Source organism: Streptomyces atratus (assembly GCF_014648655.1).
Taxonomy (GTDB): Bacteria; Actinomycetota; Actinomycetes; order Streptomycetales; family Streptomycetaceae; genus Streptomyces; species Streptomyces atratus.
In genome coordinates, this window is sequence record NZ_BMRN01000008.1 from 1 (window position 1) to 14734 (window position 14734).

Here is a 14734-nt window from a genome sequence, read left to right on the forward strand (position 1 = left end):
CACCGGTATCGCCATGTGCTCACCGGTAGGCCGACCACCGCGGCAAGGACATCGAACCCGTTCACGCCGTCACCCGCCTCGGCGACTGTTTCCCCGGAGGCTGTGGACGTCATTCCGGCGGGATTGGGGGCGTCGGGGTGCAGGCGCGCCCGGTAGGCCCGAATGCTGGCGGTCCGGGCGCGGTGGAGGCGTTCGGTCAGCGATCCCATCGAACCGGGCTCACGTTGGTCTTTACGGCCCGGTCGGAGAACAGCAGACTGCCCAGCGGGACGAAGTGAGCGGAGGCCCCGAGGTCGTCGTCGGCCGGGGCGGCGCTCTGCTCCACCGCCCGTACCTGCGCGGGCTCGGCGGCCTCGGCAGCTGGGGCTGCGCCCAGGCATACCGACACGGCGGCGATCGCAGCGGAGGACACTGCGGCAAGTCGGGTAGCTGCGGTAAGAGACATGAAGCACGCTCCTGGCTAGTCAGAGATCAGATAAACCAGGCAACGACACCGCACCCCGTCGGTCACGAGCAGCACGACCACACGTTGACCAAACCCAGCGGTCCGGATCAGAGCGCTTCGCGAAGAGCCCGAGCGAGGAAGTTGTTCGCAGTCGTTCCGGGATGGTGAACAACGGCTGCGTACACGGTCCGCCCGCCGGCCTGGAACCGCAGTGCGCGGGCGCGACGGGGCCGGATGATGTGCGGCCTGGTTCCGTTGATGACGTAGATGCTGGCCGGGTGGGTTGAGGTGATGACTGCGGCCATACCGCGGCCGGTGCCCTGGACGCTGAGGGTGATGCCGCGCCCCATGCTGCCGGGGGCCAGCTGCTCGGCCCGCCTCACGACTGGGGCGGCCCGGCGCCGCAGGATGCGTTCACCGATCCCGCCCGGCCGGCGCAGCGCACGTTCCAGCCGGGTTGCGTCGATACGCACTTCCACACTCATGGTGAGGCCTCCTCCGGGCACGGGGCGCACCCTGGCAGGGCGACGATGACGCGCTGCTCGACACCGACGCATCCGCCCTGCGGGCCGATGGTCCGCTGCTGTCCCATCACGAAGCGTCGACCGCGGCGTCCGGCGGTATGCGGCAGGCAGCACATGAGGCTGTTGTAGACGGTGACCGAGTCGAGGTGGGTCACCCGGGCGGCGGCCGCCAGTTCCTCGCAGGTGGGAGGGCAGCCTTGTTCGGCGACCATCGGGGCGCACCGCAGGAGCGTGACGACGAGCTCGACGGCAGTCGTGGGCGGCGGGCGCCCACAGGACCGCCGCGACGGCAGTAGGTGACGGCAACGTGGACGAACAAGTGCAGTCGTCCACGCTCTCTGGCGATCAGCCGGCGCGATGCCTCAAGCGCCAGGTGCAGGTGCCGAGGTAGCCCGGTCGGTCTTTGGGGAGAAGACTTTCGAGGCGCGGGCCTTCTCCTGGTTTGGGCTGGGACCGCACTGCCCGAAGACTCGGCTTCAATGAGTAAATCTTGATCACCGAGCCCACCTCGGGCGCTGCACCTGGTTGCGGTACAGCAGCGAAGTACAGCAACCTCCGCAACCGACCACGACCGGCAGCGCCCCTTCAGGGCCATATCGCGACCGCTATGACCGTCGCTGACCGATCCACATAGAGCTACGGATCGGAAGGCTTCTGACATCCACGGCTGACATCAATCATGGCCCCGGTTGTCGTAGGCGGTGCCGACCTGGACGGGGCCGATGCGGGTGACGTCGCAGAAGCGGCGGCGGGTCATCAGCTGGTGTCCTCTCCGGTGAAGTCGGCGGTGTGCTCGGTGAGTCATTGCCGGATCTCGGCGTGTTCGTCGTCGGTCGCCCGGCTGATCGCCGCTTCGGCGATGGCCACGGCCTGAACGCCCTCGTTGCGTCGGGTCAGTTCGGCGGCCCTCTTCAGGGCGGACTCGATGGACGGACGCATGGCGTGTATCTCCTTGCTTTCAGGTGAGTTGGGCCGCGATGGCTTCGGTCATGGGCGCCGGGACGCCGAGGCGGGCGCGGAGGGTCAGGGTGTCGATGGGGGTTCGGTGCGGGCGTGGTGGTCGGCGGCGACCTTGCGGGCGTGTTCGACGAGGGCGGCCGGGACGGGTACAGCCGGGCGCTCGGGTGGTGCCTGTCGGAAGGGATCCGAGCCCTTTCGTGTCTCGAGAACGTCTGGGTTGACCGCTCACAACCTATTCGTACATTTGTTCGAATGCAGTGGGTCCACCGTGCTACTCGCCGCCTCGTCCGGGGGCTGCTCGCGTCGATCCCTGTGTGTCCGCGCCGAACGGCCCCCTCTCCGATGCCTCTTGGAGGTACTGCGTGACCGCACGCCACAAGCCGAACCGAAAGCGATCGATCGTACGAGGTGGACTCGCCGCCGCAGTGGCCATGGCGGCCGCCAGCGGAACCCTGCCATTCCTCCTGACGGACGCCCACGCCGAGTCCGCCCCGATGACGATCCCGGCCCCGGACCGCTTCAAGCCGGTCGCCAACCCGGTGTACGGGGCGGGACCCGGCGGTGTCGTGGAGCGCACGGAGGTCAAGGACCAGAGCGGGCTCGGCTACTACCGATGGACCCCGGACGGCGGTACCCCGGTCGACCTGCCCGCCTCGTCCCCGTACGACGACGTCAACAGGATCGACGGAGCGAGCCACGTCTCCGTCACCAGCGGGGACGTCGTCGCGATCTACGACTTCCCGAACAAGGTGCAGCTGAAGGACATGAAGTCCGGCACCACCACCAAGTACACACTGCCGGACGGTCACTTCTACCGGGGCGTCTTCGGCTCCGCCGTGCTCACCGCCACCCGGGACGCGAACGGCAACAAGAACGTCCTGCACGTACTGCGCATGACGGACGGGCAGCTCACCGACATTCCCGTCACCGGTCTGAACGGCTGGGTCGCGGAAGACAACATGACGCTCGGCGGCGACGAACGCACGGTGGCGATCTGGTACGCGCACCCCGACGGCACCCGCGGCGTCGGTCTTCTGGACCTGGCGACGGCCGAGGTCACCCCGGTGCTTCCGGGCGCGACCGGCGCGGACGCACAGGTCGTGTTCTCGGACGCGTACGTCGCCTGGTACTCGCCCGAGGGCGGCAACACCACAGGCCGTGTGCTGCCCCGCGCCACCCCGGAGGCGGCCGACACCAAGATCGAGCTCGGCTCGGGCGGCGAGGGCACCCCGCGGCTCGGGCTCGTCGGCGACTGGCTGCTGACCACGCGCCAGGTCGAGCAGGCTGCGGGTGACTTCCTCGTCCGCGAAGGCGCCCCGCTCACCGCCCTGCCGATCGCCGGCGGCGAGCCGAAGACCCTGCTGGCGCACGCCGGCTGGCGTATGGCGCAAGTCCCGGGCGGCAGCCTGGCCATCACCGGCGGCGCCTCGTCCCGGGACTGGGCCCTGCGCCGGGTCTTCGTCGGCGACGACGGGGCGCCCGCGCTGCGGACGGTGCGCGAGGTGGCGCCCAAGGAGGGCAAGCTCACAGGGCTGTCGCTCACGGCCGGGCACCTGGTCACGGCCGAGTCCGACACCACGTACCTGTCGGCGCTCTTCCAGCGGAACATCACCCTGGGCGCTGCCCCGTCGATGGGCGAGCGGTCCCTGCTCGCGCGCCCGGACGCGCAGACGACCGGCGAGACGGCACAGCGCGTCTACGACTCCCGGCAGCCGGTCGGCACCGGAGACGGCCGTACCGTCGTCGCCACCACGGACGCGGACGGCGCCCAGGTACTGATCGTGCTGGCCGCGGACGGCACGAAGACGGTCGTACCCGCCCTGGACCCGCAGACCGGCGAGAAGATGCCGACGGGTTCCGGCCACTCCTCGGCCGTGCGCTCGGCCTCCGGCCGCTATGTGGTGTTCGGCGACAGCGGGCGCGGTCTGGAGGACCGGCAGTACGTCGTCGATCTGGATGCCTCCGGCGGGCCGAAGGTGGTCCGGGTCCGTCAGGGCCAGGGCGCGCTCGCAGTTTGGGGCACCAAGCTGTGGATGCCCGGTGACACGGACGGCACGCTCCAGGCAGTCGACCTGAAGACCGGCACGGTGACGGAAACGGAGCCGATCACCGACAACGGCTGTCTGCCGCAGCAGATGCAGGCCGTGGGGCCCTGGGTGTACTGGGACTGCTACCCCTCGGGGGCCATCAGCTCCGGTCACGGCGTCTACAACACGCAGGCCCAGCAGTCGTCGTACGCCCCGCGCGGCACCCTCGGCGACGGCTACGTGGTGGCGTACGAATACGACCGCGGCCAGCTCAACCTCACTCCGATCGGGGGGACGCCGCACACCGTCGAGGCGTTCACCTCCCAGTACAACGGCCCGCTCGTGGAGGCCGACCGCTTCGGCGGCGCCATCGCGTACGCGAAGGAGAAGAACGCCCGGATCACCGTGCTCGACTCGGGCGTCGCCACCTCTTCTGTGGCCGAGATCGAGTCGCGGGTCGAGCAGTCCGTGAACCTCGCGTCGGCGACCGACGCCGTGTGGGATGCCGACTGGCAGCTGTCCAAGGCGGTCACCGGCGCCCGGGTGACGATCCGGAACAAGGCCGGGCGCACGGTGTTCACCGGGTCGGCCAAGGAGTACGCCGCCGCCGTCGCCTTCTCGTGGGACGGCCGGAACGGCGACCGCCAGTACGTCAACGACGGCACCTACACCTGGGAGCTCACCGGCACGCCCGGGGACGGCAGCGGCGCCCCCCTGAAGGTCACGGGCACGATCGAGCTCACCAAGCGTGCGTAGGCCGCTGCCGGCCGAGGCACGGACAGGAACATCTCTTGGCCGGGCGGGGTGGCGCTAGCGCACGTCTTGCGGAGTTGGTGTCGCACGCCTCCCTCGACGAGCAGCGGAAGGCGGGTTGGCGTACCCGGCGACAGTCCCTCCGGAAGATCCCGGAGGGGCTGTTCGCCTGGTAGGGCGGTTTTGACTCTCACCGACCGGTCCGCATCGCGCTACGGATCACAAGGCTTCTGACATCCACGGCTGACATCAACGACGCCGGACGGGGGCGTACACCAGCATCTCCGTCCGGCCGTTGCACCAGTCGAGGGCAGCAGCCGGAGCGGGCTCGGATCGAACTTGCAAAGCAGATGTCGGCGGTTCGAAACCGTCCGCGCCCACCAGCAGGAAGCACGACAAAGGCCCAGGCCACCGGTACCGAACCGGAAGCCTGGGCCTTGTTCGTTCCTCAGTCGCGGAGGCGGGGGAGAGGCGTCGTGCCACTTACGTGCCAGATGCTTGGTCGGACTCTGCCGGCCGAACCTTCCTGATCTGCTCATGCAGGTCCTCGGACCATGACAGCTCCCGCCCGAAGTCTCTCCATGCCGACCTTCGCTGCCAGGCGCACGGACCGATGGTAATCGCGAAGCGTCCGTCGCGCCCGGCCTCATTGACACCAAGACTTGAACGTGTTCAAGATGATGTCCGCTGCTTCCTTGAGGCGTCGCTCCCGGGCATGTGCGAGACACGAGAGGCAGGGCCGTATGGCTGCCAATCAGCATCAGAGGATACGACGTGCATTCATGGGCGCTGCGTCGGGATGTGCGGTGACATTCCTGTTGGCCTCCTGTTCCGTCTACCCAGTCGAGGTCAACACCGCTGATCAGCTGACGGGCGTGTGGTCGGACTGGAGCGGGGCGACAGTTGAGTTCAAGGACGACGGCACGTTCACGGCCAAGGGCTTGGACAAGGCGGACGTCGTCGGCTGGGGGTGCTCCGGGTTCGCCGACCGGCAACATGGAACCTGGTCTCCCTCCGGAACGTATGGCACGGTCACCTTCGACGGCGTGGACTGCGAGGACATGAAATTGGCCTTCTACGGCTCCCCGGATTCCTTCATCGCCTGCTTCACTCGGGACGTGACTTCCGGTGGGTGCACGCACGAATTCAGCCGGGAGAAAGGCTGATCCGAGTGATCCTGGCCGCGAACCGACTACTTGATCGCCACGGCACGGGACATGTACGGGACGACTCGTCAGCCGGAGGGCGTATCTCCAACGACTTCAAAATCCGCTGCTGCGCGGTGACCGACGCAAGGTCCGGTCACTGCGCAGCGGTATGAAGTCCCAGTGCAGCCTCTGCTCCTCGTCCACTACGGGCGTGTAGTTGTTGAGGGGCTGGGAGGTCTCGAGAGACATGGCGATCGCCTCCATGAGCACCGGCAGGGACGTCCACATCTCGTGTGATACGCGCATAAGGCCTTCCACGGCCTCGGCTTCGTGGACGCGCCCCCGGTCGATCTCGGGACGGTGGTCCAGTACGAGGTAGCCCCCGCCGACGTCCCGCGCGATGGGGATCAACTGCGGGTGTCCGTACAGGACGTGGCCGGCCCCGATCTTCATGAAGTCGTAGTCCGCCTCCTCTCCTTCCTCGTCCGCCGTGCGCTTGTCGTAGAAGCGGGTGAAGAGTTGCCACTCAGCCGCTGTCTCGCGTGCACTCATCGGTCTGTAGAACCCTGGCAGCAGCGAGAATCGCTGGTCGAGGAGACCGTCGTGCCGCAGCAGCGACATCACCAAGGGCTTCAGCAGTGGCCGGCCGATGACGCGTTCGGTCGCGGCGATGTCCGCCGGATCCGCGGGCGGCGCCAGCGCAGCACAGGTCGCCGGCGCATGCTCGGCCAGCCAGTTCTCGATTCGCGTTCACGACTCACTGATCGGTGCGGTCATGGCACGGCATCCTGCCACCTGGTACTGACAACCCCAGGGAAACAGCCAGACGGCGGCCATGACCCCGATTCATCCGACTGGGGCCGTCGCCGGGCCGTGCGAGGGGACTCAACGATGACAGGCGACGACAATCGCCGACCGCCAACCCGCAGGCCAGAAGGGCGACAGCTGTAGTGCGTGCAGGTCAGGAAGGTACCGCGTCACTTCTTCGGCTACTGACCGAGCTGGAGCCCGAGGTCCGCCCGTGGGCTGCTCGGCCGGCGCCCCTGGATCGTCGCAGGACAGCAGCGAAGTACAGCAACCCCATCGATCGGCGCCAACGGTCTTCGCCCCTCGCCAGGTGCGCCACCAGCCCAGGAGACCCCAGTGACCGCCACGCCCGTAGTTCGCATCGAGGAGTTCAGCGGCAACGCCTCATCGCCAGCCGACGCAGCCTTATGAGTAGAAGCCGACCCCGTACTCGTCACGACTGCACACGAAGTCATCAGGGCGCTCGACGCGCAGCACCTCGTACCGGGCAGCAAAGATGTCCAGCGCCTCATGGAGCGAACAGCCGAGGTGCCCTCGGATCACCATGAGCCCGCGGATGATCTGCTTGGCGAGGATCTGGTGGTCGGCAACGTCGATTGCGGCACCATCGGTCATGGTCGCGATCGAAGCCGACCCGCACCCTATCCGCAACAGAGCTTGCCGCCCTGCCCCTGCGTGCCACTACCGTGCCAGAACGATCGGGCAGTAGCGGTCAGTCAAGAGCAGCGGTGGGGCCAGTACGCGTTCCGCGACCATGGGACCGCTCAGGCTGGATGACCTGGGCAAACTCCTCATAGATCATTGCCAGGTTTACAAAGCAGATGTCGGCGGTTCGAAACCGTCCGCGCCCACCAGCCAGAACGCCCCCGGAGGTCGGGGGTTGCGATGATCGTTAGAACCCAAGCTCGCGACCCGCTGCGGGGGCGTTGACGGTAGTTCTTGACGGCAGTCGCTCAGTCGGACGGGCGGCGATGCCGCAGCAGACGGTCCATGTGGCCCATCGCCTCCCGGACACGTGTCCGCACTGGTCGCAGCATTGTCCGCCACCAGGCCGGGCCCGATGTCCGCAGGTGCCCGGACACCGGCCCGGACACCTGCCCACGAGTGTCCGGACACCAGGCGCGGCCTGCCTGCCCCCTGACTTGGAGGGGCGGGCAGCTATCGGAAGAGCGCGACGACAAGGGCTATGGGGCGGGTATCGAAAGCAGATCTCGACCGCGCGGTGATCTCGGCGAGTGCCGCCGATGTCGCCGACCCGTCAGCCGCCGGGTCGTCCACTGCCAAAAGCCCCACCTTTGTCATCCTTGTGTGCGTCCCTCGGCGAAGAGGGCCGGTTGATCTGATATGGGCTGAGACCTTCCCCGAAATCATCTGCAGCCCTCAAGTTTTCGTCGCTTCGGGAGGCAGGCTCGGCCCGTGGTCCCTGCTGTCGTGCCCGAGACCGACGGCGCGCGTCCCACCGGACGAGGCCAAGCAGAACAGCGACTACGACCACTGCTATACCGACGGGGAAAATCCAGCGCACAGCTGAAGCGGCCAGTGTGATGTCACTGATGGGCACCTGGCTCACAAGGTGGCTCATCTGGCCCACGTCCTTCCTGAGGGGATTCCACCGCTCACGAAGCGAGGCAGAGGCTTCCGCTCATTGGAGAGAGAGCCCGCGATGGCTGGAGCCATGGGGAACTCCAATCCCGCCGCCCTTGGCGGGATCAATCTCGCGGGGCCCGCCTGAACTGGACGTCTGGCAAGGCTCAGGCTCCCTGACAAGTCTACGGCGGGGAGCGTACGGGGGACCGCTCAGTGCGCGGCGGGTGTATCAGCGGCCGGAGAGCCATCTGCACGAGAGTGAGTGCACGCCTGCGCCGATCTCGGGTGATGGCGTTCCACCGTTCTAGGGCTTGTGGTCCGGCACTGACTCGGGCAGCCCTGCGTACCAGCCCTGGACTGCCAGCCAGAATCCGGCCAGCACTATGGCGACGAGGGCGACGCGGCCTGCGTACCCGGCAATGGACGGCCCGATTGTCCATCGCCGGGGCGGCAACCACGCTGACAAAGCGGCTACCACTCCGATGAGAACGGTCAGCGGAAGCTCCGCGTACAGCACGCTCCAGTCCGGCCCTGCTTCGAATCCGGCGCGCGCCCGGAGTTCGGCATCCGCGGCCCATCCCAGCAGCCCGACGAATCCACCGGCCAGGGCCACCCCGGTACCACTCAGTGCTTCAACGCGTTCCCTCATGATCACTGGAGACGCCGGCTACTTCGTGGGAGTTCCCGGAGAACCGCACGATTCTCCGTCGCGAGGCAGGCCGGCGTGCCCATCAATGGTTCGAGTCCTTGATCCGACGATGAGAGACCTGTTCCCGTGCCGTGCGCCACCGTGACCGAGTCTGGTCGACCACCCTGTCCCACTGTCGGCGGACCTCATGGTCGGAAGGACGGTGGCCCTGACGGATCCGGCTGAGCTCGTCTCGTACTTCTCGTCCCAGTGCCGCCGATGCAACCAGGGCGAGCATGACAGCGAAGAGGGCGGAGAGCATCGCGAAGACAGCACCGACCACCCCGTAGCGTGCTACGGAGGTGTTGAAGAGACGCGGCATGTAGATGGTTGCGCCCACTGAATACGCCGCCGTCAGGACGGCGCCGGTGACACCGAAGGGAAGCAGGTCCGGCCGGCTGATCCGCTTCGCCGACAGGATCCGGCCGCTCCAGACGAGGAACGCAGCGGTCACCAGTACCCCACACGCCAAGGCGGCCAGACCCAGCGGGCCCCCGCTGAGGAGCGCGGAGAGCAGCGTGGTGACCGCTGCGTAGCCACCGAGAGTGAGGATCCACCACAAGCCGTTGCGTGTGTTGCGCACACTGAGGGGCTTGAGTTCCCATGTCTGTTCGAAGAGTCGCTGTGCGGCTCGCGCGAAACTCAGCACCGAGATCGCCAGAAACACGACCCCGAAGATGCCCACGCTTGCGCTGGTCGTTTCGGCAGGAGAGAACAGCGAACTGACTGCCGTGGCGCCTGCTCCGGTGAGGTTGTAGCGCCGGATGATCCGCTCTGCGGCGTTGTAGTGCACGAAGTTGCTCAAGACAGCGCCAAGGAGGATGGAGAGCGGGACCAATGCCGTCAAGGCGCTGGATGCCAGGGCCAGCGAGCGGTCGAAACCCACGATCTTCTGAAACCGGTTGATGACTCGCAATGCGAAGGCAGGCCGCAGCCAGAACGTCAGCGTCCTGACGAGGCGCTCTCGATTGATCCCCGTCGTCGTGCCCTCCGTGAAGATCGGGACCTTTGTGGCGACGCGAGCCTAACGGTCGGTCGCCTGACCGATGAAGTGCGACACGAGAAGCAGCATGCCGACCGTACGCAGCACCCCGCCCGGCACGAACCGGGCGGGGTGCAGGTCCGTGTCGGCCGCGGGAGTTCCGGTGTTCACCCGATCGCGGCCGCTGTGCTTCTCCGCCCGTCCGCTGGAGAAGTTCGCGCATGCCCGCCCGGCGAACGGCCCGGCCTGCGGATCAGCGGATTGCGGGCCCCGGTGGGCGCTCTTGTGGGGCGGAGCCAAGGGGGTGAGCAGGGGTACAGGAAGCGGCGGAGGCCCTTCTGCTTCGGCCCCTCGGCCTTGGGTTCGGGCGCAGCCCGGAGCGCCCGAAGAGAGCACCGGGCCGAAACCTGTACGGCAGATGTCACTCCGGTCGGATGGGAGCTACAGGTGTACAGCAGCCACTGACGACCTGCTCAGGTCCCTGATACCCGGTGTGCAGATCCCAGGACGGCGGCCCACGGAAGCTCTCGGTCCGCCGGGCCCTGACGTGGTTCGTCCAGCGGCCAGACGTCAGCCCCGTACACCAGCTCCACACCTGCCTTCCGCAGCGCCTCGATATGCCCCTCCCACGCCGGGTGCCTCGCATGTGCCGCATTGATCCGGGGGAACACCACGACCGGAACGCCGATGGTGCCCAGCGCTTCGCCCACTTGCGTCAGGGCTTGGTTGTCGGCGATGCCCGTCGCGAGCTTGGCCACGAAGTTCGCGCTGGCAGGGGCCACGACGTAGCAATCGGCAACCGGGTGTGGACGTGGCTCAGTCGGCAGGCGAGGCGCATCCCGCACCGGCAGGCCGGTCAGTGACTCCAGTCGGTCCAGCTCGCCGTTCGCACGCAGCCATCGGCCGGCATTCGGCGTCAGGGTCACGGCTGCCTGCCAACCGAGGGCGATGGCCGGTTCGACCAGTCCGGTGCGCAGTGTCTCGATTCCATCGGCCGCCGTGCCTACGACGCCCAGCACTCCAAGACTGCCAACGCTCACCGTTCCACCGCCCCGTATCGGTCCGCCCCAGGGGCAGCAGTACAGCAGAGAAGTACAGCAACCACACCAACTGCCAGCAACCGTTGCTCATTCCTGCAGCCCGTGTTGCCAGGCCGACAGACCTCGGAACCGCAGTTGTACGTGATCACGCCGAGCGCGATTGTGCCGGCTGACAGCTGCTGACAACGGAGATGTTCCGGCAACGGGCCCATGGCCGCAGGCAGTTGGCGGGGGGCGACATGCCGGGGGTTGTGAGCTGCTGTCGGTTTGCTGAGCTGAAGTGCGTTGTGGTGAGCAGGTGAGTCCTGTCGGCGAGTTCACCGAGTGGGAACGGAAGTTCTTGGATCGAATGGGTGACCTTGACGTCTGCTGCTCGTTGGGCAGGTGGCAGGTTTCCGGTCTCGTGGGAGGCGGTGTTGTGGTGGGTGGTGTGCGGGAGTTGGCGGGGCCCTTCGTGGTGCCCGGGCCTTGCGGGGTGGCGGTCCGGGACCGTAGACCCGCGAGAAACACGGCCGCAGGAAACGGTTCCGGCAGCTGATCTCCGGCATCCCGACCGGAAAGCTCAAGGCCCGGCTGGTCTCCATGGCCGCCGAACAGGGCCTGAGCATGGTCGCGGTCGACCCCGCCTACACCAGCATGTGGGGTGCCCAGCACTGGCAGAAACCACTGGCCACCCCGCACCGCAGAATGTCCCGTCACGATGCCGCCGGCATCGCGATCGGACGACGCGCCCTCGGACACCCGGTCCGGCGTCGGACGGCACCGCCCCCACACGACCGGAGCGATCGTGCGGGGCATCGGACCGCCCAGGCCGGACCAGGCACCCGAGGACGTGAGGGAACCCGCCCGCCCGCAACGGACCACGCCCGCAGAGACGTGCCGCCGAACGGGACGAGAAAGCGGCAACCCAGCGCATCCAGCACCGTTCGGGATGCGCCCAGTACACATCGGTGGGCCCAGGACCCACTCATGCACACTGGCTAGGAACGGTTCAGGGCTCGATTGAGTGCGGTCGTACGGTAGTCGGTGATGCGGGTGCTGAGTTCGGCGTCGGGGGCGAGTAGTTCGCCGGCGTGGATGCCCCCTGGGTAGACGTGGAGTTCGACCGGGACCCCTGCCTGGATGAGCCGGTTGGCGTAGGTGATGTCTTCGTCGCGGAAGACGTCGAGGTCGCCGACGTCCAGGTATGTGGGAGGCAGCCCGCTGAGGTCCTCGGCGCGGGCGGGCGCGGCGTAGGGGCTGACGTGGTCGGTGCCGAGCCTGTCGCCCAGGAGGGACTTCCAGCCCTGGAGATTGGCGGCGCGGTCCCAGATGCCGATGTCGGTGATCTCGTGGCTGGAGGGTGTTGTGTTGCGGTCGTCGAGCATCGGGTAGGGGAGCATCTGGAAGGCCAGGTGCGGGCCACCGCGGTCGCGGGCGAGCAGGGCGACGCCGGCGGCCAGGCCGCCGCCCGCGCTGCCGCCGTAGAGGGCCAGCCTGCCGGGGTCGACGCCGAGCGCGGAGGCGTTTCGGGACATCCACAGCAGTGCGGCGTAGCAGTCCTCGACGGGGGCGGGGTCGGGGTGTTCGGGTGCCAGGCGGTATTCGACGGAGACGACGACCGCGTTGACCGCTTCGACGAGGGGCAGCACCTGCCGGTGGTCGGTTTGGATACTGCCGGTGATCATGCCGCCGCCATGGATGTACAGGATGCCCGGGAGGGGTGCGGTGTCCGTGCTGTCCGTGGGGCGGTAGATCCGTACGCTCACCTCCGGGCCGTCGGCCGGGCCGGGCACGGTGAGGTCTTCGTACTGCACTCGGTCATTGGGAGGCAGTGCCGCGAGGGCTGCCCGGTTCATCTCCTCGTACAGCTCGCGCTGGCGCGGGATGTCGAAGTTGATCAGACCGCCGGGACCGGTCAGTGCGTGCAGGCCCTGCAGGCCCTGGCGGACCTGGGGGTCGATGCGGTCGGTCGTGCTCGGGTCGGACATGTGCGTGCGCCTTTTCTCCGGTGATGGGGCTGAGGTGGAGTAACGTAAAACCCTCACGTGGACGTGAGGGTCAATCCGGTGCGTTGTGAGGTGGGTTACATGAAGATCGGCGAGCTCTCGCGGATGACCGGCGTCAGCGTGCGTGCGCTGCGCTATTACGAGGAGGAGGGGCTGATCCGGCCCGCCCGGAGCAGCAACGGCTATCGCGACTTCTGCGACGGCGCCGACGAGGTGGTCCGGCAGATCCGCGGGCTGATCGAGTGCGGGCTGCCCACCCGGATCATCCGCGACATCCTGCCGTACCTCGACGGCCCGTCGGATCTGCTGCCGCAGGTCCCGTGCGCGCAGATGCTCGACCAAGTGGCCGCCGAGCGGGAGCACCTCGACAGCCGCATCCGGTGCCTGACCCGTAATCGCGACGCCGTCGACGCCTATCTGCGGGCCGCCCGGAAGGCTGCCCGCGCGACCGTGGAGGCGTGAGTCCGGGATGGTGCGGCCCGGGTTTGACCCTCACGCAGACGTGAGGGTTTTAGCCTCCGGGCATGACCTCTGCCACTCACTCTCCGCGTTCTGCGAATCCCTCCAGCACCACGAGTTGGCCGCTCGGTGGACTGCTGGTGCTGGCCGGATCCGCGTTCGTCACCATCCTCACCGAGGCCCTGCCGGCCGGAGTGCTGCCCGCGATGAGCGGCGACCTGGGCGTGAGCGAGGCGCGTGCAGGGCTGCTGATCACCGTCTACGCACTCGCCGCGGCCCTCACCGCGATCCCGATGACCGCCTGGACCCTGATCCTGCCCCGCCGCACCCTGCTGCTGGCGCTGCTCCTCGGCTTCGCCGCCACCAACATGGTGACGGCGATGTCCACCGGCTTCGCCCTCACACTTGCCGCGCGGGTCGTCTCCGGGGTGTTCGCCGGCCTGCTGTGGGCCATGGTCCCTGCCTACGCCGCGCGGCTGGCCCCGCAGCGCAGCGGCAAGGCGATCGCCACCGCGCTGGCCGGCATGACAGTCGGGCTGTCGCTCGGCATCCCGGCCGGCACCGCGCTCGGCGGACTCATCGGCTGGCGCGCCACTTTCGGGCTGCTCACCGTGCTGGCCGTGGCCCTGGCCGCCACCGCGCTGTGGCATCTTCCGCAGCTGTCCGGCGAGACGACGAGCCGCGGCGCGGGGCTGATGCGCACACTCCGTACGCCCGGAATCCCCGCCATCAACATCGCGTCGCTCCTGATGGTCCTCGGTTTCTACGTCCTCTACACCTACATCGCTCCCTTCGTGGAACGGGCAGGGCCGGGGGTCGGCACCGGCACCGTGCTGTTCCTGTTCGGGCTGGGCTCCATGGGCGGCGTCTGGATCGCCGGAGCAACCGCCGACCGCCGGCTGCGCGCCGCCACGATCGGCCTGCTGGCGTTGGCCGCCGTGTGCCTGGTGGCATTCGGAGCGGCCGGGCACAGCACCGTGGCCGTAGTGCTCGGTGCGGTGTTCTGGGGCGTGACGCACGGTGGCATTCCGACGCTGACGCAGACCGCGGGGGTGAAGGCGGCCCCGCTCGATCCCGACACAGCCAACTCCCTCTGGGTCACCGGCTGGAACATCGGCATGGCCGGCGGCTCCCTGCTCGGCGGTGCCGTCCTGGACGGCGCAGGGACGGGGGCGCTGCCGTGGACGGCCTCCGCCCTGCTGGCGGCCTCCGTGCTGACGGCCGTGCTCGCCCGGCGCGACGGCTTTCCTTCCCCCAGCCGCATTTACGCCCGCGACCTCGATCGGATGCATCGGGGCCGCTGAACCCGTCCCGCAGGCACGGGCA

The 14734-nt window shown here is 68.2% G+C and carries 16 protein-coding genes and 2 pseudogenes; 5 read left to right on the top strand and 13 right to left on the bottom strand.

Annotated features, from left to right (window positions below; all coding sequences use genetic code 11):
- The 6 genes and pseudogenes from IEZ15_RS44650 to IEZ15_RS44655 form a co-directional block, all read right to left on the bottom strand.
- Positions 1–209 (bottom strand): hypothetical protein (locus IEZ15_RS44650; protein ID WP_229845901.1); only part of this gene is annotated, 209 nt, incomplete at its 3' end.
- Positions 197–445, bottom strand: a complete 249-nt coding sequence (locus IEZ15_RS15545; protein WP_189277344.1) for a hypothetical protein — start codon at positions 443–445, stop codon at positions 197–199. The genes IEZ15_RS15545 and IEZ15_RS44650, both read right to left, overlap by 13 nt.
- Positions 446–552: 107 nt before the next feature.
- Positions 553–930: a hypothetical protein gene (locus IEZ15_RS15550; protein ID WP_189277346.1), complete on the bottom strand. Its 378-nt coding sequence runs from the start codon at positions 928–930 to the stop codon at positions 553–555.
- Entirely contained in the window at positions 927–1181 is a 255-nt protein-coding gene (locus IEZ15_RS15555; protein WP_229845902.1) for a hypothetical protein, read from the bottom strand. Before IEZ15_RS15555 ends, IEZ15_RS15550 begins: the two co-directional genes overlap by 4 nt.
- Positions 1182–1770: 589 nt before the next feature.
- On the bottom strand, positions 1771–1908 hold the full coding sequence (locus tag IEZ15_RS15560; RefSeq protein ID WP_189277348.1) for a hypothetical protein: 138 nt from the start codon (positions 1906–1908) through the stop codon (positions 1771–1773).
- A gap of 19 nt (positions 1909–1927) precedes the next feature.
- A pseudogene (locus IEZ15_RS44655) lies at positions 1928–2100 on the bottom strand (DUF2637 domain-containing protein); the annotation flags it as partial.
- A 191-nt stretch (positions 2101–2291) separates the two neighbouring features.
- Between IEZ15_RS44655 and IEZ15_RS15565 the strand changes: the two are divergent.
- Both IEZ15_RS15565 and IEZ15_RS15570 read left to right on the top strand, forming a co-directional pair.
- A complete protein-coding gene (locus IEZ15_RS15565) occupies positions 2292–4712 on the top strand; it encodes a FlgD immunoglobulin-like domain containing protein (RefSeq protein ID WP_189277350.1) in 2421 nt (806 codons plus the stop codon).
- A 740-nt stretch (positions 4713–5452) separates the two neighbouring features.
- The gene (locus tag IEZ15_RS15570) at positions 5453–5875 is read left to right on the top strand and encodes a hypothetical protein (RefSeq protein WP_189277352.1); all 423 of its coding nucleotides are present in this window, start codon (positions 5453–5455) and stop codon (positions 5873–5875) included.
- Between the two features lie 96 nt (positions 5876–5971).
- Here IEZ15_RS15570 and IEZ15_RS15575 read toward each other — a convergent pair whose 3' ends face one another.
- The 6 genes from IEZ15_RS15575 to IEZ15_RS15600 form a co-directional block, all read right to left on the bottom strand.
- On the bottom strand, positions 5972–6601 hold the full coding sequence (locus IEZ15_RS15575) for an SMI1/KNR4 family protein (RefSeq protein ID WP_308427409.1): 630 nt from the start codon (positions 6599–6601) through the stop codon (positions 5972–5974).
- Positions 6602–7069: 468 nt separating this feature from the next.
- The gene (locus IEZ15_RS15580) at positions 7070–7279 is read right to left on the bottom strand and encodes a hypothetical protein (RefSeq protein WP_114244337.1); all 210 of its coding nucleotides are present in this window, start codon (positions 7277–7279) and stop codon (positions 7070–7072) included.
- A gap of 1276 nt (positions 7280–8555) precedes the next feature.
- Positions 8556–8900, bottom strand: coding sequence for a hypothetical protein (locus IEZ15_RS44660; protein ID WP_229845903.1), 345 nt, complete (start codon positions 8898–8900; stop codon positions 8556–8558).
- A gap of 82 nt (positions 8901–8982) precedes the next feature.
- On the bottom strand, positions 8983–9855 hold the full coding sequence (locus tag IEZ15_RS15590; protein ID WP_506354104.1) for a YhjD/YihY/BrkB family envelope integrity protein: 873 nt from the start codon (positions 9853–9855) through the stop codon (positions 8983–8985).
- Between the two features lie 108 nt (positions 9856–9963).
- Complete coding sequence (locus tag IEZ15_RS15595) at positions 9964–10221, bottom strand: hypothetical protein (RefSeq protein WP_189277355.1); 258 nt, start codon at positions 10219–10221, stop codon at positions 9964–9966.
- 173 nt (positions 10222–10394) lie between these two features.
- Positions 10395–10961: a flavoprotein gene (locus tag IEZ15_RS15600; protein WP_189277357.1), complete on the bottom strand. Its 567-nt coding sequence runs from the start codon at positions 10959–10961 to the stop codon at positions 10395–10397.
- Positions 10962–11456: 495 nt separating this feature from the next.
- On the opposite strand from IEZ15_RS15600, the pseudogene IEZ15_RS44665 reads away from it, so the two are divergent.
- Positions 11457–11945, top strand: a pseudogene (locus IEZ15_RS44665) (transposase family protein); the annotation flags it as partial.
- Here IEZ15_RS44665 and IEZ15_RS15605 read toward each other — a convergent pair.
- Positions 11942–12931, bottom strand: a complete 990-nt coding sequence (locus IEZ15_RS15605; RefSeq protein WP_229845905.1) for an alpha/beta hydrolase — start codon at positions 12929–12931, stop codon at positions 11942–11944. The pseudogene IEZ15_RS44665 and the gene IEZ15_RS15605 sit on opposite strands and share 4 nt — an antisense overlap.
- A 99-nt stretch (positions 12932–13030) precedes the next feature.
- On the opposite strand from IEZ15_RS15605, the gene IEZ15_RS15610 reads away from it, so the two are divergent.
- Positions 13031–13411, top strand: a complete 381-nt coding sequence (locus tag IEZ15_RS15610; protein WP_189277359.1) for a MerR family transcriptional regulator — start codon at positions 13031–13033, stop codon at positions 13409–13411.
- 62 nt (positions 13412–13473) lie between these two features.
- Positions 13474–14712 carry an MFS transporter gene (locus IEZ15_RS15615; RefSeq protein WP_189277362.1) on the top strand — a complete coding sequence of 413 codons (1239 nt, stop codon included), beginning with the start codon at positions 13474–13476 and terminating at the stop codon, positions 14710–14712.
- Positions 14713–14734: the final 22 nt, after the last annotated feature.